The organism is Paraburkholderia sp. HP33-1, from assembly GCF_021390595.1.
In the GTDB taxonomy this organism is placed as follows: Bacteria; Pseudomonadota; Gammaproteobacteria; order Burkholderiales; family Burkholderiaceae; genus Paraburkholderia.
Genome location: NZ_JAJEJR010000001.1, coordinates 3,453,109 through 3,478,187, shown reverse-complemented (window position 1 = coordinate 3,478,187; position 25,079 = coordinate 3,453,109). Strand labels below are relative to the sequence as shown.

The 25,079-nt window shown below is 63.8% G+C and carries 26 protein-coding genes; 16 read left to right on the top strand and 10 right to left on the bottom strand.

What is annotated here, in order from left to right:
• The coding region (locus L0U81_RS16035) for a DnaA N-terminal domain-containing protein (RefSeq protein WP_326489825.1) at positions 1–657 on the bottom strand (657 nt) is incomplete at its 3' end.
• A gap of 383 nt (positions 658–1,040) precedes the next feature.
• Between L0U81_RS16035 and rpmH the strand changes: the two genes are divergently transcribed.
• From rpmH to yidC, 4 genes are all read left to right on the top strand, one after another.
• Positions 1,041–1,175, top strand: coding sequence for a 50S ribosomal protein L34 (gene rpmH / locus L0U81_RS16030; RefSeq protein ID WP_004198824.1), 135 nt, complete (start codon positions 1,041–1,043; stop codon positions 1,173–1,175).
• Between the two features lie 19 nt (positions 1,176–1,194).
• Positions 1,195–1,674, top strand: coding sequence for a ribonuclease P protein component (locus L0U81_RS16025; protein ID WP_442793412.1), 480 nt, complete (start codon positions 1,195–1,197; stop codon positions 1,672–1,674).
• A gap of 112 nt (positions 1,675–1,786) precedes the next feature.
• Positions 1,787–2,017, top strand: coding sequence for a membrane protein insertion efficiency factor YidD (gene yidD, locus L0U81_RS16020; protein ID WP_187632646.1), 231 nt, complete (start codon positions 1,787–1,789; stop codon positions 2,015–2,017).
• A 30-nt stretch (positions 2,018–2,047) separates the two neighbouring features.
• On the top strand, positions 2,048–3,706 hold the full coding sequence (gene yidC / locus L0U81_RS16015; RefSeq protein WP_233804154.1) for a membrane protein insertase YidC: 1,659 nt from the start codon (positions 2,048–2,050) through the stop codon (positions 3,704–3,706).
• A 140-nt stretch (positions 3,707–3,846) separates the two neighbouring features.
• Here the strand turns inward: yidC and L0U81_RS16010 are convergent, their stop codons facing one another.
• Positions 3,847–4,254: a transcriptional regulator gene (locus tag L0U81_RS16010; protein ID WP_008921740.1), complete on the bottom strand. Its 408-nt coding sequence runs from the start codon at positions 4,252–4,254 to the stop codon at positions 3,847–3,849.
• Between the two features lie 382 nt (positions 4,255–4,636).
• On the opposite strand from L0U81_RS16010, the gene mnmE reads away from it, so the two are divergent.
• The 3 genes from mnmE (at position 4,637) to L0U81_RS15995 (ending at position 7,798) form a co-directional block, all read left to right on the top strand.
• A complete protein-coding gene (gene mnmE, locus L0U81_RS16005; RefSeq protein ID WP_233804152.1) occupies positions 4,637–6,031 on the top strand; it encodes a tRNA uridine-5-carboxymethylaminomethyl(34) synthesis GTPase MnmE in 1,395 nt (464 codons plus the stop codon).
• Between the two features lie 181 nt (positions 6,032–6,212).
• Complete coding sequence (locus tag L0U81_RS16000) at positions 6,213–7,391, top strand: tyrosine-type recombinase/integrase (RefSeq protein ID WP_233804150.1); 1,179 nt, start codon at positions 6,213–6,215, stop codon at positions 7,389–7,391.
• Positions 7,392–7,636: 245 nt separating this feature from the next.
• Complete coding sequence (locus L0U81_RS15995) at positions 7,637–7,798, top strand: hypothetical protein (RefSeq protein WP_233804148.1); 162 nt, start codon at positions 7,637–7,639, stop codon at positions 7,796–7,798.
• A gap of 98 nt (positions 7,799–7,896) precedes the next feature.
• Here L0U81_RS15995 and L0U81_RS15990 read toward each other — a convergent pair whose 3' ends face one another.
• Both L0U81_RS15990 and L0U81_RS15985 read right to left on the bottom strand, forming a co-directional pair.
• Positions 7,897–8,226 (bottom strand): ecotin precursor, encoded by a 330-nt coding sequence (locus tag L0U81_RS15990; RefSeq protein ID WP_233804146.1) that lies wholly within the window; start codon positions 8,224–8,226, stop codon positions 7,897–7,899.
• 262 nt (positions 8,227–8,488) lie between these two features.
• Positions 8,489–9,328: an SDR family NAD(P)-dependent oxidoreductase gene (locus tag L0U81_RS15985; protein ID WP_233804144.1), complete on the bottom strand. Its 840-nt coding sequence runs from the start codon at positions 9,326–9,328 to the stop codon at positions 8,489–8,491.
• 171 nt (positions 9,329–9,499) lie between these two features.
• Between L0U81_RS15985 and L0U81_RS15980 the strand changes: the two genes are divergently transcribed.
• Positions 9,500–10,435 carry a GlxA family transcriptional regulator gene (locus tag L0U81_RS15980; RefSeq protein ID WP_233804142.1) on the top strand — a complete coding sequence of 312 codons (936 nt, stop codon included), beginning with the start codon at positions 9,500–9,502 and terminating at the stop codon, positions 10,433–10,435.
• Positions 10,436–10,541: 106 nt separating this feature from the next.
• Positions 10,542–10,967, top strand: a complete 426-nt coding sequence (locus tag L0U81_RS15975; RefSeq protein ID WP_233804140.1) for an HIT family protein — start codon at positions 10,542–10,544, stop codon at positions 10,965–10,967.
• A gap of 198 nt (positions 10,968–11,165) precedes the next feature.
• Here L0U81_RS15975 and L0U81_RS15970 read toward each other — a convergent pair whose 3' ends face one another.
• A complete protein-coding gene (locus L0U81_RS15970) occupies positions 11,166–11,345 on the bottom strand; it encodes a hypothetical protein (protein ID WP_233804138.1) in 180 nt (59 codons plus the stop codon).
• Between the two features lie 494 nt (positions 11,346–11,839).
• Here L0U81_RS15970 and sap1 point away from each other — a divergent pair, with 494 nt between their 5' ends.
• A complete protein-coding gene (gene sap1 / locus L0U81_RS15965; protein ID WP_233804136.1) occupies positions 11,840–12,178 on the top strand; it encodes a surface attachment protein Sap1 in 339 nt (112 codons plus the stop codon).
• A 252-nt stretch (positions 12,179–12,430) separates the two neighbouring features.
• Here the strand turns inward: sap1 and araH are convergent, their stop codons facing one another.
• From araH to L0U81_RS15945, 4 genes are all read right to left on the bottom strand, one after another.
• Positions 12,431–13,435: an L-arabinose ABC transporter permease AraH gene (araH, locus tag L0U81_RS15960; RefSeq protein ID WP_230560944.1), complete on the bottom strand. Its 1,005-nt coding sequence runs from the start codon at positions 13,433–13,435 to the stop codon at positions 12,431–12,433.
• A gap of 74 nt (positions 13,436–13,509) precedes the next feature.
• Positions 13,510–15,069 carry an L-arabinose ABC transporter ATP-binding protein AraG gene (gene araG / locus L0U81_RS15955; RefSeq protein ID WP_233804134.1) on the bottom strand — a complete coding sequence of 520 codons (1,560 nt, stop codon included), beginning with the start codon at positions 15,067–15,069 and terminating at the stop codon, positions 13,510–13,512.
• Positions 15,070–15,163: 94 nt separating this feature from the next.
• Positions 15,164–16,168 carry an arabinose ABC transporter substrate-binding protein gene (locus tag L0U81_RS15950; protein WP_233804132.1) on the bottom strand — a complete coding sequence of 335 codons (1,005 nt, stop codon included), beginning with the start codon at positions 16,166–16,168 and terminating at the stop codon, positions 15,164–15,166.
• Between the two features lie 93 nt (positions 16,169–16,261).
• Entirely contained in the window at positions 16,262–17,710 is a 1,449-nt protein-coding gene (locus L0U81_RS15945; protein WP_233804131.1) for an aldehyde dehydrogenase family protein, read from the bottom strand.
• Positions 17,711–17,920: 210 nt separating this feature from the next.
• On the opposite strand from L0U81_RS15945, the gene L0U81_RS15940 reads away from it, so the two are divergent.
• The gene (locus tag L0U81_RS15940) at positions 17,921–18,898 is read left to right on the top strand and encodes a LysR family transcriptional regulator (protein WP_233804130.1); all 978 of its coding nucleotides are present in this window, start codon (positions 17,921–17,923) and stop codon (positions 18,896–18,898) included.
• A 142-nt stretch (positions 18,899–19,040) separates the two neighbouring features.
• Complete coding sequence (locus tag L0U81_RS15935) at positions 19,041–19,595, top strand: YaeQ family protein (protein WP_233804378.1); 555 nt, start codon at positions 19,041–19,043, stop codon at positions 19,593–19,595.
• Positions 19,596–19,639: 44 nt separating this feature from the next.
• Here L0U81_RS15935 and L0U81_RS15930 read toward each other — a convergent pair whose 3' ends face one another.
• Complete coding sequence (locus L0U81_RS15930) at positions 19,640–20,065, bottom strand: VOC family protein (RefSeq protein ID WP_233804128.1); 426 nt, start codon at positions 20,063–20,065, stop codon at positions 19,640–19,642.
• 274 nt (positions 20,066–20,339) lie between these two features.
• On the opposite strand from L0U81_RS15930, the gene L0U81_RS15925 reads away from it, so the two are divergent.
• The 4 genes from L0U81_RS15925 to gshA all read left to right on the top strand — a co-directional run bounded on the left by L0U81_RS15925 (position 20,340) and on the right by gshA (position 24,964).
• Positions 20,340–20,636, top strand: coding sequence for a hypothetical protein (locus L0U81_RS15925; protein WP_233804126.1), 297 nt, complete (start codon positions 20,340–20,342; stop codon positions 20,634–20,636).
• A gap of 421 nt (positions 20,637–21,057) precedes the next feature.
• Complete coding sequence (gene ada, locus L0U81_RS15920; protein WP_233804125.1) at positions 21,058–22,239, top strand: bifunctional DNA-binding transcriptional regulator/O6-methylguanine-DNA methyltransferase Ada; 1,182 nt, start codon at positions 21,058–21,060, stop codon at positions 22,237–22,239.
• On the top strand, positions 22,236–23,153 hold the full coding sequence (locus tag L0U81_RS15915; RefSeq protein WP_233804123.1) for a DNA-3-methyladenine glycosylase family protein: 918 nt from the start codon (positions 22,236–22,238) through the stop codon (positions 23,151–23,153). Before ada ends, L0U81_RS15915 begins: the two co-directional genes overlap by 4 nt.
• 194 nt (positions 23,154–23,347) lie before the next feature.
• Positions 23,348–24,964, top strand: coding sequence for a glutamate--cysteine ligase (gshA, locus tag L0U81_RS15910; RefSeq protein ID WP_233804121.1), 1,617 nt, complete (start codon positions 23,348–23,350; stop codon positions 24,962–24,964).
• Positions 24,965–25,079: the final 115 nt, after the last annotated feature.

Sequence of the window (25,079 nt, the reverse complement as noted above, 5' to 3'; positions counted from 1 at the left end):
CTGGATCGCAGCCGCGCGCGCGAGCTGGTTCGCCTTACCGGTCACGAAGTTGTCGAAGGTCAGTACGGGGTTCAGCTTCGAGCGCTCGTACATCGAGTCGTTCTCGCCGCTGCCGGCCGCGCCCGCGCCCTGGCCCGGACGCCACGTGCGACGCCCGGCGGCGGCTTCGTTCGCGTCGAGGCTCGGCAGATCGAGATCGGCGGCGTCTTCGGCGGCGTGGCGCGCGTTTGCGTTTTGCGCGGCGAGCGCCGCTGCTGCGGGATTCGCGCGCGCGGACTGCGCCGCCTGCACGGCGCCCACGGCCGCATCCAAGGCGGCGACGGCACCGGCATTACCGCCCTGCGGCGCGACCGAAGCTGGACGTGCTGAGGACGGCGCCGGCGCAGCCGCCGCCGGGCCGCGCATGCCGGCCTTCGGATCCAGTACGAATTGCACGTCCACCGGCGCGTGCCAGAAATCGCGGGCCATATCCGCGATGCGGCCGGAGAACTGGCTCTTGACCCAGTCGAGCTTAAAGCGGTTCGGCGCGGCGATGCTCAACGTGTTCGCAGCGGCGTCGAAGGCGACCGGGGCCAAGGGTTTGATCCACGTCACGTATTGCTGGGGCGTAAGCTCGCGCTCCAGCAATGCGGAACAGTGTTGCCAGAATTCGTTCATCAAGATGCTGTCGTTATGGTGTGCACGGCGGTCGCCGCTGCCCCTGTCGCGCGCGCGCAACAAGGCCCTGAGCAGCCAGGCGTAAGCGCCCCAGGCGCTTGTGCCACAAGGGTTTGCGGGACAAACGTGCCGGAGCGACGTGCAACATTTTTGGGAAGTAAGGCGAGATTCTAACGCCAAAACGGTGCCGCCAGTGAGTTATCCACAGGGACTGATCGCCTGGCCCGGCGAGCACCACTTGCGCCGGAAGATGGCTAAACTATTGACGGCCAACGGAAAACCAGTTTAAATAGCGGGTTCCGCGAAAACCAATTTCAGTAAACCACCGGCCATTGCGCTTTCAGCGATGATCGCGCGGTTTTTTTCGATCAAGTGAGAGCAACATGAAACGTACTTACCAACCTTCCGTTACCCGTCGCAAGCGCACCCACGGCTTTCGCGTTCGCATGAAGACCGCTGGCGGCCGCAAGGTCATCAACGCACGTCGCGCGAAGGGCCGCAAGCGCCTCGCAATCTAAGGCAAGCGGATTGCGCGCTGTGACCGAAGCCCGCGACGAAGCGGGAGCGGCCGGGGCGCTGCAACCGGGCTCGGTTCCGTTGCGAGCGCAAGCCGACTTCCCCAAAGCCGCAAGGCTACTAAAAACGGATGAATTTTCATCCGTTTTTCGTTTGCGGCCGTGGCGCCGTACCGCGCATTTCGTCGTGTACGGCCGGCCCACCGGCAACGAGGCGCGTCTTGGCCTCGTGATCGGCAAGAAGTATGCACCGCGCGCGGCGACGCGTAATCTGGTCCGCCGGATCGCTCGTGAAGCCTTCCGGCTGCGGCGCGCGGAATTCGGCGGTTGGGATGTGCTGCTGCGTCTACATACGCGTTTCGACAAAAAAGCTTTGCCGAGCGCGTCGTCGCCGCCGTTAAAGGCGCTGTGCCGCAGCGAAATCGAGGCGTTGCTCGACAAGGCAGCGCGCGAAATTACCCGTCGTCAGGCGCCGCCCGCGGAAGCGCCCCGGACGGATTGACGCAGTGACCACCCGCACCACGGCCGCCGCCACTGGCGTGGCGCCGGCAGCTTCAGGGCGCGGTCGTCGCCCGGTATTTCACGTTGCGCGGCGCCGTCCCGCCGCACCTGCCATGCAAACGGTACTCATCGCTTTATTGCGTTTTTACAAGCTTGCCGTGAGCCCCATGCTCGGCAACCGGTGCCGTTTTTACCCTTCCTGCTCTGATTACGCGCGCGAGGCAATCCAGTATCATGGCGCCGCGCGCGGGACTTATCTCGCCGTGAGGCGTGTTTGCCGCTGTCACCCGTTTTCCGCGGGCGGCATCGATCTCGTCCCGCCACCCACTTCTGAAAAGCGCTGACGCGCCGTTCCATCGACACTGAGACAACGCATGGATATCAAACGCACCGTCCTATGGGTCATCTTTATCATGTCAGCTGTCATGCTGTTCGACAACTGGCAACGCGACCACGGACGCCCGTCGATGTTCTTCCCGAGCACGACGCCGACCCAGACCGCAGGCAGCGCCGCGCCGGGCACCACGACGCCGGGCACCCAGCCGGCCGATCTGCCGGCCACCAACGCGGCCGCGCCCGGCAACGCGCCGGCAGCTGCACAATCGCAACTCGTGAAGTTCAGCACTGACGTCTATAGCGGCGAAATCGACACCCGCGGCGGCACGGTGTCGCGCCTGTCGCTCGTCAAGCAGGGCGACGGCAAGCAGCCGGATCTTGTGATTACGCTGTTCGACCGCACGAACAACCACACGTATCTGGCGCGCACCGGCCTACTCGGCGGCGATTTCCCGAATCACAACGACATCTTCACGCTGATGCCGAATCAGCCGACCCAACTGGCTGACGGTCAGAACTCGTTCCAGATGAGCTTCGAGTCGCCGGAAAAGGGCGGCCTCAAGGTCATCAAGACGTACACGTTCACGCGCGGAAGTTACGTGATCGGCGTGGAGACGAAAGTCCAGAACGTCGGCACCACGGCAGTGACGCCACAGGTCTATATGGAACTGGTGCGTGACGATCAGCCGGTCGAAACACCGCGCTTCTCGCACACGTTCATCGGACCAGCTGTCTACACGAACGAGCATCACTTCCAGAAGATGACGTTCAGCGATCTCGACAAGAACAAGCAGAACTTCGCGACGTCGGCCAACGATGGCTGGGTCGCGATGGTCCAGCATTACTTCGCGTCGGCGTGGATTCCGCAGGAAGGCACAAAGCGTGAGTTCTACGCCGAGAAGTTCGATCCGTCGCTGTATCGCGTCGGCATGAAGCAGGATCTGCCGACCATCCAGCCGGGCCAGACCGTCAGCGTGTCCGCGCGTCTGTTCGCCGGTCCGGAAGAAGAGAAGATGCTCGAAGGCATCGCACCGGGGCTCGAGCTCGTGAAGGACTACGGCTGGGTCACGATCATCGCGAAGCCGCTGTTCTGGCTGCTGTCGAAGATCCACAGCTATGTCGGCAACTGGGGCTGGTCGATCGTGCTGCTCACGGTGCTGATCAAGGCGGTGTTCTTCCCGCTGTCGGCCGCGAGCTACAAGTCGATGGCACGCATGAAGGCGATCACGCCGCGCATGCAGGCGTTGCGCGAGCGCTTCAAGGGTGACCCGCAGAAGATGAACGCGGCGCTGATGGAGCTGTACAAAACCGAGAAGGTCAATCCGTTCGGCGGCTGTCTGCCGGTCGTGATCCAGATTCCGGTGTTCATCTCGCTGTACTGGGTGCTGCTGTCGTCGGTGGAAATGCGCGGCGCGCCGTGGATTCTGTGGATTCAGGATCTGTCGCAGCAGGACCCGTACTTCATCCTGCCGATCCTGATGGCCGTGTCGATGTTCCTGCAGACTCGCTTGAACCCGACGCCACCGGACCCGGTTCAGGCGAAGATGATGATGTTCATGCCGATCGCGTTCTCGGTGATGTTCTTCTTCTTCCCAGCGGGCCTCGTGCTGTACTACGTCGTGAACAACGTGCTGTCGATCGCGCAGCAGTACTACATCACGCGGATGATGGGCAGCTCGAAGGCGAAACCGGCCTGATGTTCTGTCCCGCGGCGGCCGGCATGGCCGCCGCCGACCCAAGCTGAAAACGAAAAGCCGCCCGGTGCGAACCGGGCGGCTTTTTTTATGGTGCGGTTGAAGGAAATGCGGCGCGCGGCCGCGTGATTAATCTTCGTCGCTCACTCTTCGTCAGAATCTTCACCATAGAAGCGCACGATCATTTCCTCGACCAGGTTTCGGTCTTTCGGCGTCAGCGATGCGATCTTCGAAGCCAGCTCGATCGTTTCGGGCGTCGGCGGGTACTTTTCGCCGCGGGCCATCGGTCTTGCGCTCGTGCCGGGCGGCGGTCCGTAATGGAGCCAGTGCTCCTTGACGTTCAACCATTCGGCGAGCGTGCGCAACTTGTCCGGCTTTGGAATCGTCGTGCCCGTCAGCCATTTGTGCGCGGTCTGCGGTGTCACGGGACGCTCGCCGTGATAGCGAAGATTGAACTGCTCGGCGAGTTTGGTCCCGCCGCGAATTTTCAGCGGCTCGAGCAGATCTTTCAGCCTCCTCGCGAAGGCGGCTTTTTCTTTGTCGGTTGGCATGGGCCAGATTGTGCAATTCAGCGTTCACCCAGTTGACAACCGATCAAGCTTCCATTTCTCCTATTTGAGATAGTTTTAGCTTGCAGCGCGCGCCAGACAACGCATAGCGCGAAAACGAATTTTTTCATCTCTCTGTTGCCTGGCTTGCCTTTTCCAGAACTGCAGGTCTTGTTTTGTCTCGACGGTTCTTAAGTACCGTAGTAATGATCCTAGCTTATTTAAGATAAATCCGAGTTCTTCAGACGACAGGCCGAGCAAGCACATCATCCGCTTCGCCCCCTTGCCGCAAGTCCATCAGTTCGAGACACGCGCGTTACAATGCCTCGCGCCCTTTCCATCGGCGCGGCCCTGCCCTTCCCCTCGCGTTTTCGCCCGACTTCCCATGCTCACGACCGACTCCGATCCCATCGTTGCCATTGCTACCGCGCCCGGCCGGGGAGGCATTGGCGTCGTCCGGATCTCGTTCGGCCGTGCCGGAGAGGCGGCGGCCCGGCCCTTGATGCAGGCGCTCACCGGCCAGACGCTCGCGCCGCGTCACGCGAGCTACGTGCCATTTCTCGATGCGAGCGGCAATCCGCTCGACCGCGGCATCGCGCTGCACTTTCCCGCGCCGCATTCATACACCGGCGAGCACGTGCTCGAACTGCAGGGCCACGGCGGCCCGGTGGTGCTGCAGCTGGTGCTGCAGCGCTGCATCGACGCCGGCCGCGCGTTCGGTCTGCGCCTCGCCGAGCCCGGCGAATTCACGCGCCGCGCTTTCCTGAACGACAAACTCGATCTCGCGCAGGCCGAAGCCGTCGCCGATCTGATCGAGGCAAGCACCGAGGCCGCTGCGCGTTCGGCCGGCCGCTCGCTCGACGGCGCCTTCTCGCGCGACATCCATGCGCTGGTCGAAGAAGTGATTACGCTGCGGATGCTGGTCGAAGCGACGCTCGACTTCCCTGAAGAGGAAATCGACTTTCTCGAAGCCGCCGACGCGCGCGGCAAGCTCGCGCGCATTCGCGAGCGTCTCGCGCACGTGCTGAGCGAGGCGCGCCAGGGTGCATTGCTGCGCGAGGGTTTGTCGGTCGTGCTGGCGGGGCAGCCGAACGTCGGCAAGTCGTCGCTGCTGAACGCGCTTGCCGGCGCCGAACTGGCGATCGTCACACCGATCGCCGGCACGACGCGCGACAAGGTCGCACAGACGATCCAGATCGAAGGCATCCCGCTGCACGTGATCGACACGGCCGGCCTGCGTGAGACGGAGGACGAGGTGGAGAAGATCGGCATCGAGCGCACGTGGGGCGAGATCGAGCGCGCGGACGTGGTGCTGCATCTGCTCGACGCACGCACCGGCATGACGGCCGACGACGAAACGATCGCCGGGCGCTTTCCGCGCGGCGTGCCGGTCGTGCGCGTGCTGAACAAGACCGACCTGACTGGGCTCGCGCCGGCGACGCAGGCGCTCGACGCCGATCTCGAACTCAGCGAGGTGCGATTGTCGGCGAAGAAGGGTGACGGCGTCGCGTTGCTGCGCGACGAACTGCTGCGAATCGCCGGCTGGCAGGCAGGCGCGGAAAGCGTCTATCTCGCGCGCGAGCGGCACCTGATTGCGTTGCGCGCGGCCGAGGAGCATCTGGCGACCGCCGCCGCGCATGCTGAGCAGAATGCGCAGGCGCTCGATCTGTTCGCCGAGGAATTGCGGCTCGCGCAGGATCAGTTGAATTCGATTACCGGTGAGTTCAGCTCGGACGATCTGCTCGGAGTGATTTTCAGTCGATTCTGCATCGGCAAGTAACGCCGGAGTTGCATGTCCGCAGGCGTTCGCCGTCGCACAGCCCGCCGCGATCAAATAAGCACTGCTTCGGCGCGACCGGAAATCACATCCCGTCGACCAAAAACCGGTTCATTTTTTGGTACACAGCCAACGTAAAGGTTTAAAATCCCCGCTGTCCGAGTCTCAACGTACAGCGTCCAGCATGCCTCGCCTCGCCACCCCGCTCACAGAATCCGAGATCCGCGCGCTCGAACCGCGCGCGGCCCGCTACTGCGTCGCCGACGGCAACGGCCTCGTGATCGAGGTCATGACGACCGGAACCAAGGTCTGGCGCTTCCGCTATACGTTGAACGGCAAGCGTCAACCGCTCGCGACGATCGGCGATTACCGGATGATTTCGCTGCGCGTCGCGCGCGCGAAGGCGCAGAAGTACGCGGCACTCGTCGCGCAGGGCATCTCGCCGGTCGCGACCGCGCGCCGCGATCGCGGCGCCGAAAGCAAGGCCGACGTGCTGCGAGAAGCGGCCGAGCTTTATCTCGCGACGGCGCTGGCCGGCAAGTCGGACGAATATCGCCGCACCACGCGGCGCGCGCTCGACAAGGACGTGCTGCCGGCGATCGGCAACAAGCCGATCGGCGCGGTGAGTGCCGACGATATCGTCACGATCTGCGAGCGCATCAAAAGCCGCGGTTCGCCGAAGATGGCGCTGCACACGCGTAACGTCGTGAAGCGCCTCTACGCGTACCTGATCGCGCGGCAGCTCGCGACCAGCAATCCCGCGGAAGTCGTGCCCGCGCGCTCGATCGCGACCTTCGACAGCCGCACCCGCGTGCTGTCCGGCGCCGAGATCGGCGTCACGCTGCGCACGATCGACACGTCGAACATCCGCCGCCCGCTGAAGCTCGCGCTGCATCTGCTGGTGCTGACGATGGCGCGCAAATCGGACCTCATCGAATCGACATGGGCCGAGTTCGATCTGGACGACGCGCTGTGGACGATCCCCGCCGCGCGCCTGAACGCGCGCGAGGATCGCATCGTCTGTTTGCCGCGTCAGGCGGTTGCGCTGCTGCGCGAACTGCAATGCGCGCGGACCAGCGAGAAGTTCGTCTTCCCGAGCGTCAGGGGCGACGATCGGCCGATCGCGAAAAGCACGCTGAACCAGGCAGTCAAGGCATTGGGGCTCGACGTCGAGCATTTCGTGCTGCATGACTTTCGTCGCACCGCGTCGACGCACCTACGTGACATGGAGCTGCAATCAGGCGCCGAGGGCGACACCACGCAGCGTGAAGCGGCGCGCCAGCGGCGCCTGCTTCAGGGTTGGGCCGACTTTGTCGATAGCCAGATAGAAGTCGCACGGCAAGCGGCGAACGGGATGACTTGACGGCATTGTCATGGGTTTTGGCGCCATGCGACGCTTGCCGTCATGCCGCAAACGGGATGGTACACAGGCCGATGCGACCTCTCCCCAAACCTACGCAAATAAACGAAAAGCTATAAAACGATCAGGTTTCGAAGTCGGCCGGAAACGCGCCTTTTCCGCTTCTCGCGGCCGCTTCACATCGTCGTTCCTTCCCCGCTTCCATCGCCTAAACTGACAGATGGATGCACGCCGATACGGAGGTTCCGATGTCTGAATCGATGCTCGCCTACCTGCTGGGGCCCACCGTCATGCTGCTGGTTGGCATTGCCATCTGGATGATGTCGCGTCACCACGACCCGTCCAAGCCACCCAGGCTCGAGCGCTGGCTAGATACGCATTACGCGGAGTGGCTGCATCACAAGCATTAGGCCGTGCCTTACATAGAAAAGGCCGTCGCACTGGGCGACGGCCTTTTTGTCTGCGCGCTGCTCATGCGGATCATTCGCGCATCAGAGCCTTCACAGGCTCACCACTGCGGCTGAGGTTGCGGCTGCTCGTACCCATACTGTCCGGGCGGCGGTGCGCCGCACGCGACATAGGCGCGCTGGTACTGGTCATAGCAATAGCCGGGCGGCGGTGCCGCGTAAACCGGCGCGGGCTGATACGCGGGCTGCGCATAGACCGGCTGCGGATAAGCGACCACCGGCGCCGGCGTCAACGCCGAAGTGACCACCGCGCCCAACACCGCGCCGCCGATCAGCGCCCCCACGACGTCCCCGCCGTTTCCGTGCGCGGACGCCTGGCCCGCCACCGTCAAACTGCCCGCCATTACCAACGCCACTGCGATCTTTTTCATATTGAGCTCCCGCCGTTCAGGCATGGATGAATTGTCGCCGGTGCGCACGGAAATAGATGCTGCAGTTGGTAACGGGGCATTAACTCTGTAACAGCCGCATAACGATCAGCATCGGCGCGGCGATGGTGGTGCTGTCTGTCGCCGAGCCGGTGACGACGCTGATCGAAGCCGCCGCCGTGGGCGTGTATCGCGCGCAACACGACGGCAAGAATCAGGTGGCGATGAGCGGCTGAGTCCCAGGCGGCCCTCCCCACCTTCTCTTTCAGGCCACCACGGCTCGCGTATAGCGCCCGGCCGGCGCGCTGTGCGACAGATTCGGCTGCAGATGCAGACGTGCGCTGTTCAGCCGCTCCCAGTCGGCGGCATCGGGTAACGACGGGATCGTCACCAGCTCACCCTGATCGAGGCCGGCGAGCGCCGCGTCGACCATGTCCTCGGCGCTCATCACGATCTGCGAAGGCAGGTTCTCGACCGCGAGACCCGCGCGGTCCCAGAACGCCGTGCTCGTCGCGCCCGGCAGCACCGCCTGCAACCGCACGCCCTTGCCGCCCACCTCGTGATGCAGTGACTGCGTGAGGTTCAACACGTACGCCTTGGTGCCGCTATAGGTGCCGTTCAGCAATTCCGGCGACAGCGCGACGATCGACGAGATGTTGATCACCGTGCCCGCGCCACGCGCGATGAAGCCCGGCAACACCGCCGCCGTCAAGCGGGTGAGCGCGGTCACGTTCAAGTCGATCATCTTCTCGAGCTGATCGATGTCCGAGTCGATCAGCGTCGAGGTTGCGCCGACGCCCGCGTTATTGACCAGCATCGTGATGCCGCGCTCGGCGCGCAGCTGGTTCTCGATGCGGTGCACGTCGGCCTTGTCGGTCAGATCGGCACTGACGGTGCTCACGAGGCGGCCGGTCTCCTTCGTAAGCCGGTCGGCGAGACTGTTCAGGCGCGCGCCGTCGCGCGCGATCAGCAGCAGATCGTAGCCGCGCCGCGCGAGCCGGTCCGCATAGACCGCGCCGATACCCGAGGAGGCGCCCGTGATCACCGCCGTGCCCTTGCCCTCGTTCGAACCGCCTTGTACGCCCTTCTCTGCCTGCGTTGCCATTGAAGCTCTCCTTGCGGGCTGCGCGTATTGCGGCCGCCCTATCCGTTGAATGGGAACATCCGTGAACTCGCCGCCCCGCTCCCGCACTGATGCGGCGGTGTTGACGAGCTGAGTGTAGGCGCGTACCGTTTTGTCTCAAATGTCATATTTCCCTCGTTTCAGGACATCGCAATGAAACGCATCGGCGTGGTGGTGTTTCCGGGCTTCCAGATCCTCGACATGATCGCGGTGTCGATTTTCGAACTTGCCAATCAGGGCACCGACGTGCCTGCGTACGACGTCACCGTGATCTCCGAGCACGGCGGCATGGTGCGCAGCTCGTCGGGCGTCGAAGTCGCCACGCGGCCGCTCGGCGATCCAGCCTATGACACGGTGATCGTCACCGGCGCGATGGAGATCGCGCCGTCGTCGCCCGGGCTGCTCGCGTTTCTGAATGACGCGCTCGCCGTCTCGCGCCGCACCGCGAGCATCTGCACAGGCGCGTTCGTGCTCGCCGAAGCGGGCATTCTCGACGGCCGCCACGCGACCACGCACTGGGCTCATGCGCGCGATCTTCAGCGGCGCTTTCCGCGCGCGCGGATCGACGAGGACCGCATCTTTATCGTCGACGGCTCGGTGTGGACGTCGGCCGGCATGACCGCGTGCATCGATCTGTGTCTCGCGCTTGTCGAGAACGACCTCGGCGTCGCGGTGTCGCGCGCGATCGCGAAGAAGCTCGTCGTCTATCACCGGCGCACGGGCGGACAATCGCAGTACTCGGCAATGCTCGATCTCGAACCGAAATCCGATCGGATCCAGAACGCGCTGTCGTATGCGAAGAGCCATCTGCGCGAGGCGCTGAGCGTCGAGCAGCTCGCCGACGTCGCGCATCTGAGTCCGCGCCAGTTCAGCCGGGCGTTTCGCGACGAGACGCGCCAGTCGCCGGCCCGCGCGATCGAGGCGCTGCGCGTCGAAGCGGCACGCACGATGCTCGAAACCGGCCGTCATTCGATCGAAACGGTAGCGGCCGACACTGGCTTCATCGACACCGAGCGGATGCGGCGCGCGTTTCTGCGCGCATTCGGCCAGCCGCCGCAAGCGATCCGGCGCGCCGCCCGCGTGCCGTGAGCAATCTGGTGGAGAATAGGAAACCTGCGGTGTGAAGCTGGGCAAAAAAACAGTCTCCCGCTCGACCCGTGAATCGAACCCAGCCTAAACGAGTAAAGGAAACGCGATGAGCTACAACGACAGCAACCCGTTCGCCAAAATCCTGCGCGGCGAACTACCGTGCATCAAGGTGGCCGAAAACGACCAGGCTCTGGCTTTCATGGACTTGATGCCGCAAGCCGACGGCCATCTGCTCGTCGTGCCGAAAGAAGCGGTGGCGGAAATTTTCGATCTGTCGGATGCAGCGCTCGTCGCGTCGATGCGCATGGCGCAGAAACTCGCGATCGCGGTGCGTGCGGCACTGCGCCCGGACGGGGTGTTCATCGGCCAGTTCAACGGTGCGGCGGCGGGACAGACGGTGCCGCACGTTCATTTCCACGTGATTCCGCGCTGGGAGGGTCAACCGCTGAAGCTGCATGCGCGCGAACTCGCCGATACGGACACGCTCGAGGCGCTCGCCACACGGATTCGCGCGCACTGGCGCGCCCATTGAAGAAGCACGACGCGAGGCGCACTGATGCGCATCGCATCGCGGTCACGTTCGGTAACAACTGTAAAAGCCGTTGCAACCGTGAATAGGCGCGGCGCCGTTAGACTGCTATTGCCTTGTGTTCAAGGCATTGAGTGTGGATCTCTTTTTAGCCTGCCCGCAGTGGCAGGCTTTTTTCTTTGGGCGATCCGCTTCGCAATCTCAGACCCGATCGCGCGAACGGCGCAACGGATGCCGCCAGTCGATGCGTCGGGGTCGCGCTGGCAATGGCCGGTCTTCGTGCAGGTCTCGGTGCTCCTGCCACAATTCGTCGGAAAAAAGAAACATAACGATCAGCAGCGGAACGACCAGAAAAATCCCGAGTATGACGTGCTCGTTCACGATAGCCTCCAGTCGCAGGAGATTCGTTTCAATTGTAGAGCAACGCTTATATCCGCATGGCGGCCAGGCGCGTCGGAAAGATGCTCGATCAGCGGCTGGCACTGTTTATCTTCTACATCTGCCTCGTTATTGCGCATGCCGGCCTTTGCCCGCTGAATGACTTTGTGTGCGACGCACAAAGCGGCGGATTAAATAGTAGTAATTCTCTTAATTTCTCCTACGCGTTTACGAGAATACGCGCGCAAAGCTTTACCAGTTAAAGGCGCGCGAACGATCAATTTATTATTTATCCGTTTCATTGCTGTTCGATCAGGGGTTTGGTCAAGCCTTAATCAGCAGCGACACTGGGTGCGACAATTCGACACTGTTGCAACCGCACACAAGATGTGCTTGTCGTTCTCCATGGTTCTCCTAGAGTGCAAGTTGTGGGTCAATCGATAAAGTTAAATACATAGCTAACCCGAGTATTTTTTCGGCCCGCACCGGAGGAAGAAATGAAAACTCGAATTGCCGTTGTTTTCGCCATTGCGGGTTTGGCTGCCGCTAGCGTTCAGGCGCAAGACGTCGTGATCAAGCCGCAGCAAACGATCCAGTTCAAGGCCAATGGGTATGGTTGCGTATCGAAAGACAAGCTCGATGCCGCCGACCACCACGCGCAAGCCGGCGAACAGCAGCAAATGCAGGAATTCTTCTCCGGATACCAATGCGTATCGACGCCGACCGACTCAAGTTTCCGTGTGGTGCGCGTAGTTGGCCACGACGTCGAGTTCGTGAATGCCGGCAATAGCGACACCGAAGGACTCTGGGCGAACGACCGATTTATCAAGCAATAAGCACAACACCGGTATTCCGGCAAAAGCCGGAATGCGGTCGCATGCGTGTCCGCGCGGCTTTGAAAAGTCGCAAGCGTGAACGCGTGAGCTGAAAGACGGCTTGGCCATTCAAATGCCAAGCCGTTTTTTTATTGCCCTTCATGCCGGCCCGGCTTCGCGTGCGATAAAAAAAGCCGATGCGGATTTTCTCGATCCGCGTCGGCAGTACGCCTTCTCGCAAAGCGCAGGAAACCGGCCGCGAGCAACGGCGCGTCAGTGCACGCGCTTGCTGCGGCGGAACTGGTCGAACAGCACCGCGAGCAGCAGGATGCCGCCGCGAATCAGGTATTGGTAGAACGTCGGCACGTTCAGGAGGCTCATGGCGTCCTGCACCGAGCCCATGATCAGCACGCCGACCAGCACGCCGGAGATCGTCGCGACACCACCCGTCAGCGACACGCCGCCGAGCACACACGCGGAAATCACACCGAGTTCCAGCCCGACCGACGTCTTCGGATCGCCGAGGCTCATGCGCGACGCGAGCATCACGCCCGCGAAACCGGTCACGAGGCCTTGCAGCACGAACACGGTGATCTTGATGCGCGTGACGGGCAGCCCCGCGAGCACGGCCGCTTCACTGTTGCCGCCGACGGCCAGAACGTTCTTGCCGAATACGGTCTTTTTTAGCAGGAAGCCGAACAGCACGAAGCCGACGATGTTGCTCCAGATCGGATATGAAATGCCGAGGAACGCGCCGCCGCCGAGATCGAAGAAGCGCTCCTCGGAGATCATCACCGCGTCGCCGTTCGACGTGATGTACGCGAGGCCGCGCACGACCTCCATCATCGCGAGCGTGACGATCAGCGAGTTGATCTTGTAGCGCGCGACCAGCGTGCCGTTGACGAGCCCGACTGCGCCGCCAGCGAGCACACCGGCCGCGACGCCGACGAACACGCTATGCGTCGCGGTGATCAGCACGGAAGCGACCACGCCCGAAAACGCGACGATCGACGCCACCGACAAGTCGACCTCGCCGAGCGCGAGCACGAACATCATCGTGACGGAGATCGAGCCGATCAGCGTGACCGACAGCAGCAGGCCCTGGATATTGCGCGTGCTCAGAAAGTCGGGGACCGTGAACGACAGCACCGCGAACAGGATGATGAACACCATCACGATGCCGGATTTGTTGATCAGGTCCCAGGTGCGCGCGGCGCGGGCGGTCAAGCCCGCGGAAGCGACGGCGGGGGTCGAGGAATCGGTTGAAGGTGTGTTCATGATGTCTGTTCCATTCAATGCCGTTTTCGTTGCGGTATTCGGTAAGAGCTCGGGTGGCGCGACCCGGTTGGCGATCAACGCGGCAACGCCAGCTTGATCAACGCATCGGGCGTGGCCTGCGCCTTCGGCAGATCGCCGACGATGCGGCCTTCCTTCATCACGATCACGCGATCGGTCACGCCGATCACCTCGGCGAGATCGCTCGACACGACGATGACCGTGCGGCCCGCCTCGGCGAGCCCATACAGCAGCCCATAGATCTCGCTGCGCGCGCCGACGTCGATGCCACGAGTCGGCTCGTCCATGAGGAACACATCGATCTCTTCCGCGAGCCAGCGCGACAGGATCACCTTCTGCTGATTGCCGCCGGAGAGCGTGCCGATCGGCGTGTCGCCGTTGCGTGTCTTGATCGCGAGCCTGCCGATGAACTCGCGCGTGGTCTGCGCTTCCTTGCGGTTGTTGAGCACGTTGAAGCGGCTGAAGTGGCGGCGGCAGCTGATGTTCAGGTTGTCCGAGACTGACGCGATCGACACGATGCCTTCCTGCTTGCGATCCTCGGGACACAGCGCGACACCGGCGCGCACCGCGTCGCGCGGCGTGGCGAACTGCACGCGCTTGCCCTTCAGCGCGACCTCGCCGGCGCTCGGCTTGACCGCGCCGTAAATCAGCTTCATCAGCTCGGAGCGTCCCGCGCCGACGAGCCCGAAAAAGCCGACGATCTCGCCCTTGCGCGCCGAAAACGTGGCTGCCTCGCGCAGGCCCGGTCCCATCACGCCATCGACCTGAAGCTGCACCTCGCCGAGTTCGCGCGCGCGATAGCCGTACACGTCGGCGATCGAACGGCCCACCATGCAGCTGATCAGCCGGTCGCGATCAAGTCCCGCGCCGGCTTCGAAGGTCTCAATGCGGCGGCCGTCGCGAAACACGGTGACGCGATCGCACAGCTCGTAGACTTCATCCATCCGGTGCGTGACATAGATGATCGCGCGGCCTTCGGCCTTCAGTGCCCGGATGATGCGGAACAGTTGCGTCGTTTCGCGCGACGACAGCGAGCTGGTCGGTTCGTCGAACGCGATCACGCGCGCGTCGCGCATCAGCGCCTTGCCGATTTCGATCATCTGCCGCTGACCGATCGACAGATGCTTGACCTGTTGCGACGGATCGAGCTTCTCGCCAAGCCGTTCGAGCTCGCGCATCGCGCGTGCGACCAGTGCCTTTTCGTCCAGTACACCGAACCGATTTGGCAGCGCGCCGAGCATCAGGTTCTCGGCGACGGTCAGCTCCGGCACCAGATGCAGTTCCTGATAGATGATGGCGATGCCCGCGGCGATCGCCGCCTTGGTCGTCGCGAACTGCTGCTCGACGCCATCGAGCGACAGCGTGCCCGCAACTGGATGATTGACGCCGGACAGCACCTTCAACAGAGTGGACTTGCCGGCGCCGTTTTCGCCCATCAGGCCGTGCACCTCGCCGCGGCGCACTTCGAGCGAAACCTGATCGAGCGCGAGCACGCCCGGAAAGCGCACGGTGATGCCGTCGAGCCGGAGATAGGGGGTCTCGGATGCGGGCGTCAATGAAGGCGAGGGCGCGAGCGCGGCCCCGCTGGCATGCGACCCGGTGAATAAGGACGTCATCGAAAAACCTCGAACGGATGGAACCTGAGCGGGCCGCGCTCGCGCGCTGAACGCGCCGCGCGATGCGGCCCGCCATCTGCTGCGGGAACTCCGCTTAGATACCCAGTTCCTTGCGCACGTCCTGCCAGTTGCCGCGCACCATCAGCTTGCCGGTGGTCTGCGTGTCGGCGGGCGGCTGCTTGCCGTCCTTGATCCATTCGACGAGATTTTCCGTGCTCTCTTTGCCGTGGTTCGTCGAGCTGACGGCGATCGTGCCGAAGAAGCCCGTCGGTTCCTTCTTCTGGAACTCGGCGAACGCCTCGCCCGCGCCGTTGATGCCGACGCCGATCACGTCCGCGGCGGGAATATGCAGCTGCTCGGTCGCGCGCACGCCGCCGAGCACGCTTTCCTCGTTGAGCGCGAAGATCACCCACTTCTTGATGTTCGGATGCTGCGCGAGCACCGGCGACACCGCGTTGAAGCCGCCTTCGTCGTCGGTGGTTTTCTGCGGCGCATCGAAGATGTTTTCCTTCTTGAAGCCGCCGGCGAGCAGCGACTGCGTCGCGCCGTCGGTGCGCAGCTTCGCGGTCGGCAATTCGTAGTCCGTGATACGCAGCGCGCCGACTTCTTCAGGCTTCCAGCCGCGGCGCTTCATTTCTTCGCTGATCGCCTGGCCGACCTGGTTGCCGATCTTGAACGCCGACATGCCGAGGTGCGGCACGTTGGCGAGCGGCTTGCCGGTCGAATCGACCAGCTGATCGTCGACGGTCACGAACTTCATGTTGTAGCGCTTCGCGCGCGCCTGAATCGCCGGTCCGAGGCGCACGTCGGGCGCGCAGATCACGAAGCCCTTCGCGCCTTGCGCGCCGAGGTTGTCGATCGCGGCCAGCACTTTTTCGCCGTCGGGCGTACCGATGTTGACGACCGAGAATCCGTCCTTCTGGCCGACCGCGGTCGCGGCCTTCTGTTCGTTGATGAACCACGCCTGTTCCGGCATTTTCACGAGGAAGCCGACCTTGAGCGGCTCGTCGGCGCGCGCGGACAGTTGCGCGGCAAACGGCGCGGCGAGGGCGGCGGCGGCCATTGCGGTCAGGGTCAAACGGCGAAGCTTGCTGGTCATCTCTTGTCTCCTCAGACTAAAAAGCTGCATCGATGTCATGTAGTTGCAGCGGGGTAACGCGGGCGGCGAAAGCCGTGGCTCGGCTCATCGGGTCTAGCCCGCCACGTATGCCGTTTTCACGGCGGTCCAGAACGCGGCATCGCTGGCGCCGTAAGCCGACGCCTTGCGCCCGCCGCCAGGTCCGTGATGTTCCACGGCCGTGGTCGGCAGATTGATCGTGACGAGACCGCTCTGCACGTGGCGGCGAAAATGCCGCGCGCGTTCGAGCGAGCGCGTGCAGATGCCGGCGCACAGTCCGTAGGCGGTGCCGTTCGCGAGATGCAGTGCGTGTTCGTAATCGTCCGCGCGCAGCACGACCGCGAGCGGGCCAAAAATCTCTTCGCGCGCGATGCGATGCTCCGGTTCGCCGATGAACAGCGCCGGCTCGAAGAAATAGCCGCGCGTCGCGCGCGTGAGCGCTCGCCCGCCGCGCAGCAACTGCGCGCCTTCCTGCTCGCCGATGCGCACGTAGTCGAGATTGCGTTCGAGTTGCGCGGTGTTCGCGAGCGGGCCGATATCGGTGCCGTGCTTCAGCGCGTGATCGACGCTGAGTCTCGCCAGCTTCGCCTGCAACGCGTCGACGAACGGCGCGAACACCGCGCGCTCGACGATCAGCCTTGCGGCCGCCGTGCTGCGCTGGCCCGCCGCGCTGAAGGCGCCGGTGAGCGCCGCGTCGACTGCGCCGTCGAGATCGGCGTCGGCCAGCACGACGAACGGATTCTTGCCGCCCATCTCCAGCTGCACGCGCGCCTGGCGCGCGGCGGCGGCCTGCAGCACGCGCGTGCCGGTGTCGGTCGAGCCGGTAAAGCTGATCGCCGCGACGAGCGGATGCGCGACGATGCGCGCGCCGACCTTGCGCCCGCTGCCCATCACGAGATTGAACACGCCGGCCGGCAAACCCGCTCGACTGACGATCGACGCCAGCGCCGCGGCGCAGGCCGGCGCCGATTCGGCCGGCTTGTAGACGACGCAGTTGCCGTGCGCGAGCGCAGCGCCGATCTTCGCGGCGGCAATCGCGAGCGGCGCGCTCCACGGCGCGATGATGCCGACCACCCCGAGCGGCTCGCGCGTCACGTCGATGTCGACACCGGCACGCGCCGACGCGTGCGGCTCGGCGAACGCGCGCAGCGCCTCGGCCGCAAACAGCTTGAACAGTTGCCCCGCGCGCGTCGCTTCGGCGAGCGCTTCGGCGAGCACCGTGCCGACTTCACGCGCGAGCAGCCTGCCAAGCTCCTCGCGGCGCGCGAGCATTTCGCTGCCGATCGCATCGAGCGCGTCCGCGCGGCGCTGCGCGGAGGCGAGCGACCAGTCGCGAAACGCCGCGTGCGCGGCCTCGATCGCGCTATCGGTCTGCCGCACGTCGGCGCGCACGTATTCGCCGACCGGCTCGTCGAGATCCGACGGATTGAACGACACGCCCGCGGTCGCGCCGGTCTCCCATCCGCCGTTGATGTAGTGGCGAAATGGACTGGCAATGAGCGGAACGAGCAGATCGCGGTTCATCGGCGGAAAAGGGCGCACAAAAGTACGGCGCGACGCGGGCGCCTGATCAAAAATCTCAAGGAAGTTCGCAAAGTCCACGAATGGTATGAGCGGCCCCAATAACTTTCCAATCCCTTTTTTGGTCTCTCCGATATCAGTTTCGATATGGCATCATGGAAGCTTCAGCGGAACAACGTATAAACATCGCTTGTAAAACCCGGAGACCACGCAATGACGCGTAGCTATTCGAACTGGTTCGTGCGCGCGCGGCTAAAGACGCGCCAGTTGCTGCTGCTTGCCGCGATGGAGGAGGAGGGCAACGTGCGCCGCGCGGCCGACGTGCTCGGCATGACGCAGCCGGCCGCGTCGCGTCTGCTGAAGGAACTCGAGGACATGCTCGGCGTGAGCCTGTTTGACCGCACGCCGCACGGCATGCACGCGACGCTGTACGGCGAGGTGATGATCCGCCACGCGCGTATGGTGTTGTCGAACCTGAGTCAGGCCCACGACGAAATCTCGGCGTTGCGCGCGGGGCTCGCGGGTCAGGTGCGCATCGGCGTGATCGCAGCGGCCGCCGCGACGATGGTGCCGCTCGCGATCGCGAGCGTGAAGGAGCGCTATCCGCAGCTGCAGATCTGGACCGAGGTCGAGACCTCCGACGTGATGTTGCCGCGGCTCGCCGAAGGCGATCTCGACATCATGATCGGCCGCGTCCTGGAGCGTCAGAACCAGTTCAAGACCGACGTGCGCTACGAGCCGCTCGCCGACGAACCCTTGTGCGTGGTCGCGCGCCCCGGCCACCCACTCGAAAATGAAACGGATTTGACGCTGCGCGGCATCGTCAACGCGAGCTGGGTGCTGCATCCGCCGGGCAGCGTGCTGCGCCATCGCTTCGATATGATGTTTTCGCAGATCGGCCTGAATCCGCCGCAAAACGTCGTCAATACGAACAACTTCCTTGCGATTTCGAGCCTGCTGCTGCAAAGCGATATGTTGGCGGTGCTCCCGGACGAAGTGGCGCGTCAATACCAACAGTACGGCGTATTGAAGCGCGTACCGATCGATTTACCGTGCAGGATGGATACATTCGGTATCATCACGCGCCAGTCGCATCTGTTGTCTCCGGCGGCCGCGGTCGTGCTCGAAGCGTTGCGGGACGCGGCTCGCGACGTATACGGCACGGCCACGGAGCCCGCAGTGGCCCGGTAAATGCTTCCTCCTGTGTCACAGGCACCGGCCCACGGCGCGGGAGGAACATGCGATGTACAGCAAACACAAGAAACGGCAACGCGCCGTCGACGATTCATTTTCGCTGCGCTCCTGTGGAGCGGGCGCCTGGTTTAGCAACGGCATGGCTCTCAAATCGACGATATACAAGGCTGAACTGCAGATCGCGGACATGGACCGGCACTATTACGCCGACCATTCGCTGACGATCGCGCGTCACCCCTCCGAAACCGACGAACGGATGATGGTCCGCGTCGCCGCGTTCGCGCTGTTCGCACAGGAACGGCTGGAGTTTTGCAAAGGTTTGTCGGATGTCGACGAACCCGATCTGTGGGCGAAGGACCTGACCGGCGCGATCGACACGTGGATCGAGGTCGGCCAGCCCGACGAGCGGCGCATCGCGAAGGCGAGCGGCCGCGCGAATCACGTGATCGTGATCGGGTATGGCGGGCGGACCTCGGAGATCTGGTGGCAGGGCGTGCGCAACAAGGTGGAGCGCCTGCGCAACGTGACGGTATGGACGCTCGGCGAAGACGTCGCGGCATCCCTCGGCTCGCTCGCCGAACGCACCATGCGGCTGCAATGCACCGTGCAGGACGGCGAGGCATGGCTTGGCAGCGCCGAAGCCGATGCGGTGAAGATCGACTGGACCGTACTGAAAGCCCCCGCCGACGCGTGATTGCACAGATCTGAAACGGTTTTAGCGCAGTTTCGTTTTCGCATTCAGAGCGATGTGACCCGTGCCGCTTCCGGCGGCCCCTTCAGTTCGACCATGTTGCCCTCCGGGTCGAACAGATACAGCGACGGTCCGAAGCCGTCCGCACCATAACGCACCCCCTGTTCGCCGAGCCGCGCGCCATGCGCGCTCAGATGCGCCTTCAGCGCGTCGGCGTCGAACGACTCGACGCGCAGACACAGGTGATCCATGTTGCGTCCCGCTCCCGCCGCGCCGTTTTCCGCGCGATCCAGCTTCGCACCGGCCTGCAGCACATCGATCAGCGAACGTCCCGCGCGCAGTTGTGTGAGGCCAAGTTCGCGCTGCTCCTTTTCAACGCTGCAACCGAGCACGTCGCAGTAAAAGCGCGACAACGTGTCGGCGTGGGTCGCGCGGATCACGACGTGGTCGATCTCGCGAATGTGGATTTTCATGTCGAACGCCCTCTGGCTGTTTCGGAGAACCGATTAGCGAAGTGTAGGAGAAAGGGCGGGGCGGATCGTCGGGAAAGCGCCGGCAGGGCCGAGAAAAACGCGGGCAAAAAAAGCCTGCTGCACAAGGATCTCTAGATTTCTCACACGAGATTAGGAGGCACTAGTTCGGAGTAAGCAATACGCAAACGTTTGTTTTGTGATTGTAATAAAATGTTGTTTACGGTGGCGCCTAGGTCTGGCACGCTTTGTGAATTAGAGCAATGAAAAAACAACAATGACTGTATCCGGGGATGTGTTTTTTAGTATTGTCGGAGTGGCGATCCTGGCAATGTCTGACGTTGGCGCGGTAAAGACTCGCCTGCACAAGGCTATCGCACGACGGCTCGCAAGGGATAGGCAAGGCAGCGCAGACCTCTTAGTTGATCACGGCTCTCTCGCGGAAAGTCCAAGCAAGAGCGAACCAGCAGATGTTGCTTCGGCCTATACCGACCGTGACTTCGAAGAAGCGGTCGCCTTCGCGATCGAAGTCGAACGCGAGCGCCAGATGCCCTACCCACATGAGTGGGAATAACGCCCTATACAATCCGATGACCTGCGGCTGATCATGGCCGACTACAGCCCGTCTGCAAGCCGCCTCCTCGGAAATCCGCGAAAAACCAAAAAAAAAGCCCGCTCAAGTGGAGCGGGCTGAATCCATATCAGGAGGAGACATGGAGGAGACAGTTCCTAATATACACATCGGGTTGGTGCGACGCAATAACTTTTTAAGGGAAAACCCGACATCGTGCCAAATTGTCGCAATTTGAGGCGAAAAGCCCGGCCAGCAGGCGGTTCGAAGCGTTTCGGATTGCGATTTAACGAGTTTTGACCCTACAACAACCAAGCGAAAGCGCGGTCGAATGACAGAGCAAGAACCGGCGCGTACTGTGTAGAGATCGGGCCTACATTGATGACCATCGTCATCACCTGCTCATCCGGGCTCCGAGGACATCATGAACGCCACCACCCGCCAATTCGCCACCGTGCACACCGCCGGCGACGTCGACACCACCCAGTGGCGCACCGACGACGAACGCTGGGACGCCGTCACGCACCGCGACCGCGACGCCGACGGCGCATTCTTCTACGCGGTCAGGACGACCGGCGTGTTCTGCCGGCCATCTTGCGCGTCGCGCCTGCCGCACCGCGAAAACGTCGCCTTCTTCACCGATGCCGCCGCTGCTCGCGCCGCGGGCTTTCGCGATTGCAAGCGCTGCCAGCCCGGCGGCCTGCCGCGCGAGCTCGACATCGTCGCTCGGGCGTGTGCCGCGCTCGACGCCGATCCGCAGCAGCGCCTCACGCTCGCGCAACTGAGCGACGCCGTGCACGTGAGCCCGTTTCATTTGCAACGCCTGTTCAAGCGCGTGGTCGGCGTGTCACCGCGTCAGTACCAGGCCGCGCAGCGCGGCGCCGCGTTGCGCGATGCGCTGCAAGGCGGCGCCGACGTCACGCGCGCGACGCTCGACGCCGGTTTCGGCTCGCCGTCGCGGATGTACGACAGCGCGCCGGCCGAGCTCGGTATGGCGCCGTCCGCGTATCGGCGCAAAGGTGCCGGGCTCACGGTGTGCTACGCGAGCGCGCCGAACTCGCTCGGCTTCGTGCTGGTCGCCGCGACAGACAAGGGCATCTGCAAGATCGGCTTCGGCGATGACCCCGCCCCGCTGATCGATGAATTGCGCGGCGAGTTCGCGAATGCCGAGCTGCGCGAAGACGCCGGGCGGCTCGCGCCGTTCATCGCGCAGATCGACGCGTATCTGCGCGGCACTCGCCAGGACTTCGACCTGCCGCTCGATATCGCCTCGACCGCATTCAAGCAGCGCGTGTGGGATGCGCTGCGGCGCATCCCGTACGGCGAGACGCGCAGCTACTCGCAGATCGCCGAGGCCGTCGGCTCGCCGCGCGCGGTGCGCGCAGTGGCCAGCGCATGCGCGACGAATCCAGTCGCGCTCGCGATTCCATGCCATCGCGTCGTGCAAAAGGGTGGGGCGCTCGCCGGCTATCGCTGGGGGCTGCCGCGCAAGGCCGCCTTGCTCGACAATGAGGCGCAGCACGCAGGCGGCGTTTCAGCCGGCGACGCGAGCCGTGCCGATACCGACGCTCATTCCCGCAACTCCCAACTGGATCACGCCGCTTGAGCACGCTTAACGACGTCGCAACGCTCGAATTACCGTTCAAGGCACCGTTCGACTGGCCTCGGCTGCTGCGGTTTTTCAGCGGCCGCGCGACGCCCGGCGTCGAGGCCGTCGAGGACGGCGCGTATCGCCGCGCGATCGACTGGAACGGTGACAGCGGCACGCTCAGCGTGCGGCTGCATCCGCGCAAGCGCTGCATCATCGCGAGCATCGAAGGGCCGGCGAGTCGTCACGCCGATGCGCTCTCGACGCCAGTCGCGAAGATGTTCGATCTGCGTGCTGATCCGAAGAAGATCGCCGCCGCGCTCGCCTCGGACCCGTGGCTCGCGCCGCTCGTCGCTGCGGTCCCCGGTTTGCGTGTGCCGGGCGCGTGGTCGGGCTTCGAGCTGGTGGTGCGTGCGATCGTCGGTCAGCAGGTCAGCGTGAAGGCCGCGACGACGATCATCGGGCGGCTCGTGCAGCGCGCGGGCGAACGCATCGACGGGCATCCACATGAAAACACCGCGTGGCGTTTTCCGACGCCGGCCGCGCTCGCCGGAGCCGATCTCGCGCAGATTGGCATGCCGGGCAAACGCGTCGCTGCGTTGCAGGGCTTCGCGCGCGCGGTCGCGAGCGGCGACGTGCCGCTCGACAGCGATGCCATCGACGCCGCAAGCCTGCGCGCCGCATTGCTTGCGCTCGCGGGCATCGGGCCCTGGACCGTCGAATACGTCGCGATGCGCGCATGGCGTGATCCCGACGCATGGCCCGCGTCGGATCTCGTGCTGATGCAATCGATCTGCGCGCGCGATCCATCGCTCGTGCGGCCCGCGCAGCAGCGCAGCCGCACCGACACGTGGCGGCCTTATCGCGCGTATGCCGCGATGCATCTGTGGAACGAGGTCGCTGATCGGGCTGGCGCGGCGCGCGGCGGATGAGTGTCGCCGTGGCATGGCGATGGTGATGGCGTAGCTCAGCGCAACCCTCCTCCAGCGAGGCGGGCGCAAGCAGCCGTTCTGGCGAGATGTTAAAGTGCCCGCTACCGAAAATTCCGCCGAACGCTGTCAGCCGCTGTACCGTCTGCGAATCATCAGGCGATACACAGCGTACCTGCAACGCGCGACTCGCATCAATGCCAAACACGACACCTTCCCGCGCGACCGACGCGCTTTCGCACCGCTTGTCCGTGCTCGGCTCGGGCCCGCAGCGCGATGCGCTGATACGCGGTCTGCGCGGCATCGAGAGGGAAAGCCTGCGCGTGACGCGCGACGGCCAGCTCGCCATGACGCCGCATCCGCGCGCGCTCGGCTCGGCGCTGACCCATCCGTCGCTCACAACCGACTACTCCGAGGCGCTGCTCGAGCTGATTACCCCGGCCGAGCAGGACGTCGCCGAAACGCTCGCGCAGCTCGACCTGCTGCATCGCTTCGTCTACGCGGAGCTCGGCGACGAAATCCTGTGGAACAACTCGATGCCGGGCCTGTTGCCCGCCACCGACGACGGCATTCCGATCGCGCACTATGGGACGTCGAATATCGGCAAGCTGAAGTACGTGTATCGCGTCGGCCTCGCATTGCGCTATGGCCGCACGATGCAATGCATCGCCGGCATCCACTACAACTATTCGCTGAACGAAGAAGTGTGGCGACTGCTGCACGCCGATCAGCGATCCACCGCGAACACCGTCGACTTCCAGTCCGACCGCTACCTCGCGCTGATCCGCAATTTCCGGCGCACCAACTGGCTGCTGATGTATCTGTTTGGCGCATCGCCGGCGCTCGATCGTCGATTTCTCCGCGATCGCAAACACACGCTCGACACGTTCGATGCCGACACGCTGTATCGCCCGTACGCGACGAGCCTGCGCATGAGCGACCTTGGCTATTCGAACACCACCGCGCAAGCCGCGCTGCGCGCCGACTACGACACGCTGCCCGGCTATCTCGACGCGCTCTCGAAGGCCGTCAGCCAGCCTTACCCGGCCTACGAGAAGATCGGCACGCAACGCGACGGCGAGTGGGTGCAGATCAACACCAACGTGCTGCAGATCGAAAACGAGTTCTATTCGACGATTCGTCCGAAGCGGGTCACGTATCCGGGCGAGCGGCCGCTGCATGCGCTCGCCGCGCGCGGCGTGCAATACGTCGAGGTGCGTTGCATGGACATCGATCCGTTTGAGCCGACCGGCATTTCCCTTGAAACGTCGCGCTTTCTCGACGCTTACCTGCTCGTGTGCGCGCTCGACGACAGCGCGCCGCTACCGCCGCTCGCCTACACGGAAGCGAACCAGAACTTCGGCCGCATGACGATGGAAGGTCGCAAGCCCGGCCTCGAGCTGATCCGCGACGGCAAGCCGGTCGCAATGACCGACTGGGCCAACGAACTGCTCGCGAAAATCGACGCCGCGGCCGCGGTGCTCGACAGCCTGAACGGCGGCGACGAACATGCGCGCACGGTCGCCGCGCAACGCGCGAAGCTCGCGGACGTGTCGCTGACGCCGTCGGCGCGCGTGCTGCAAACGATGCGCGACCGGCAGCAGAGCTTCCTCGCGTTCGGCCTCGCCCAAAGCGAAGCGCACGCCGCGTACTTCCGCGCGCGTCCGCTCGACGCCGCGCAGTCCAAGGCGTTTGCAGACCTCGCGCTGCAATCGCTCGACGAACAGGCGAAGCTCGAACGCGAAGAAGTCGGTTCGTTCGATGCGTTCGTGGCTGCGTATCGGGCCTATACGCTCAATCGCTTTAGCGTCTGAGCGTTCGCCCCCATCTCGAGACGCAGACAAGCGGCCCGCGCGGCCGCTTTTTCGTTGCCCCAAATAACTCCGCGCGTCGTCGCAATTCTCTGATCTGGATGAAACACGGCCTCGG

Excerpts from the sequence above, each read along its gene's own strand:
- L0U81_RS15985 (WP_233804144.1), bottom strand. The coding sequence starts at position 9,328 with ATGGCAACGCAGGCAGAGAAGGGCGTACAAGGCGGTTCGAACGAGGGC.
- araH (WP_230560944.1), bottom strand. The coding sequence starts at position 13,435 with ATGAACACACCTTCAACCGATTCCTCGACCCCCGCCGTCGCTTCCGCG.
- sap1 (WP_233804136.1), top strand. The coding sequence starts at position 11,840 with ATGAAAACTCGAATTGCCGTTGTTTTCGCCATTGCGGGTTTGGCTGCC.
- L0U81_RS15950 (WP_233804132.1), bottom strand. The coding sequence starts at position 16,168 with ATGACCAGCAAGCTTCGCCGTTTGACCCTGACCGCAATGGCCGCCGCC.
- L0U81_RS15995 (WP_233804148.1), top strand. The coding sequence starts at position 7,637 with ATGTCTGAATCGATGCTCGCCTACCTGCTGGGGCCCACCGTCATGCTG.
- L0U81_RS15940 (WP_233804130.1), top strand. The coding sequence starts at position 17,921 with ATGACGCGTAGCTATTCGAACTGGTTCGTGCGCGCGCGGCTAAAGACG.
- L0U81_RS15980 (WP_233804142.1), top strand. The coding sequence starts at position 9,500 with ATGAAACGCATCGGCGTGGTGGTGTTTCCGGGCTTCCAGATCCTCGAC.
- rpmH (WP_004198824.1), top strand. The coding sequence starts at position 1,041 with ATGAAACGTACTTACCAACCTTCCGTTACCCGTCGCAAGCGCACCCAC.
- L0U81_RS15930 (WP_233804128.1), bottom strand. The coding sequence starts at position 20,065 with ATGAAAATCCACATTCGCGAGATCGACCACGTCGTGATCCGCGCGACC.
- L0U81_RS15975 (WP_233804140.1), top strand. The coding sequence starts at position 10,542 with ATGAGCTACAACGACAGCAACCCGTTCGCCAAAATCCTGCGCGGCGAA.
- L0U81_RS15925 (WP_233804126.1), top strand. The coding sequence starts at position 20,340 with ATGACTGTATCCGGGGATGTGTTTTTTAGTATTGTCGGAGTGGCGATC.
- araG (WP_233804134.1), bottom strand. The coding sequence starts at position 15,069 with ATGACGTCCTTATTCACCGGGTCGCATGCCAGCGGGGCCGCGCTCGCG.
- yidC (WP_233804154.1), top strand. The coding sequence starts at position 2,048 with ATGGATATCAAACGCACCGTCCTATGGGTCATCTTTATCATGTCAGCT.
- L0U81_RS15990 (WP_233804146.1), bottom strand. The coding sequence starts at position 8,226 with ATGAAAAAGATCGCAGTGGCGTTGGTAATGGCGGGCAGTTTGACGGTG.
- ada (WP_233804125.1), top strand. The coding sequence starts at position 21,058 with ATGAACGCCACCACCCGCCAATTCGCCACCGTGCACACCGCCGGCGAC.
- yidD (WP_187632646.1), top strand. The coding sequence starts at position 1,787 with ATGCAAACGGTACTCATCGCTTTATTGCGTTTTTACAAGCTTGCCGTG.
- gshA (WP_233804121.1), top strand. The coding sequence starts at position 23,348 with ATGCCAAACACGACACCTTCCCGCGCGACCGACGCGCTTTCGCACCGC.
- L0U81_RS16000 (WP_233804150.1), top strand. The coding sequence starts at position 6,213 with ATGCCTCGCCTCGCCACCCCGCTCACAGAATCCGAGATCCGCGCGCTC.
- L0U81_RS15945 (WP_233804131.1), bottom strand. The coding sequence starts at position 17,710 with ATGAACCGCGATCTGCTCGTTCCGCTCATTGCCAGTCCATTTCGCCAC.
- L0U81_RS15935 (WP_233804378.1), top strand. The coding sequence starts at position 19,041 with ATGGCTCTCAAATCGACGATATACAAGGCTGAACTGCAGATCGCGGAC.
- mnmE (WP_233804152.1), top strand. The coding sequence starts at position 4,637 with ATGCTCACGACCGACTCCGATCCCATCGTTGCCATTGCTACCGCGCCC.
- L0U81_RS16010 (WP_008921740.1), bottom strand. The coding sequence starts at position 4,254 with ATGCCAACCGACAAAGAAAAAGCCGCCTTCGCGAGGAGGCTGAAAGAT.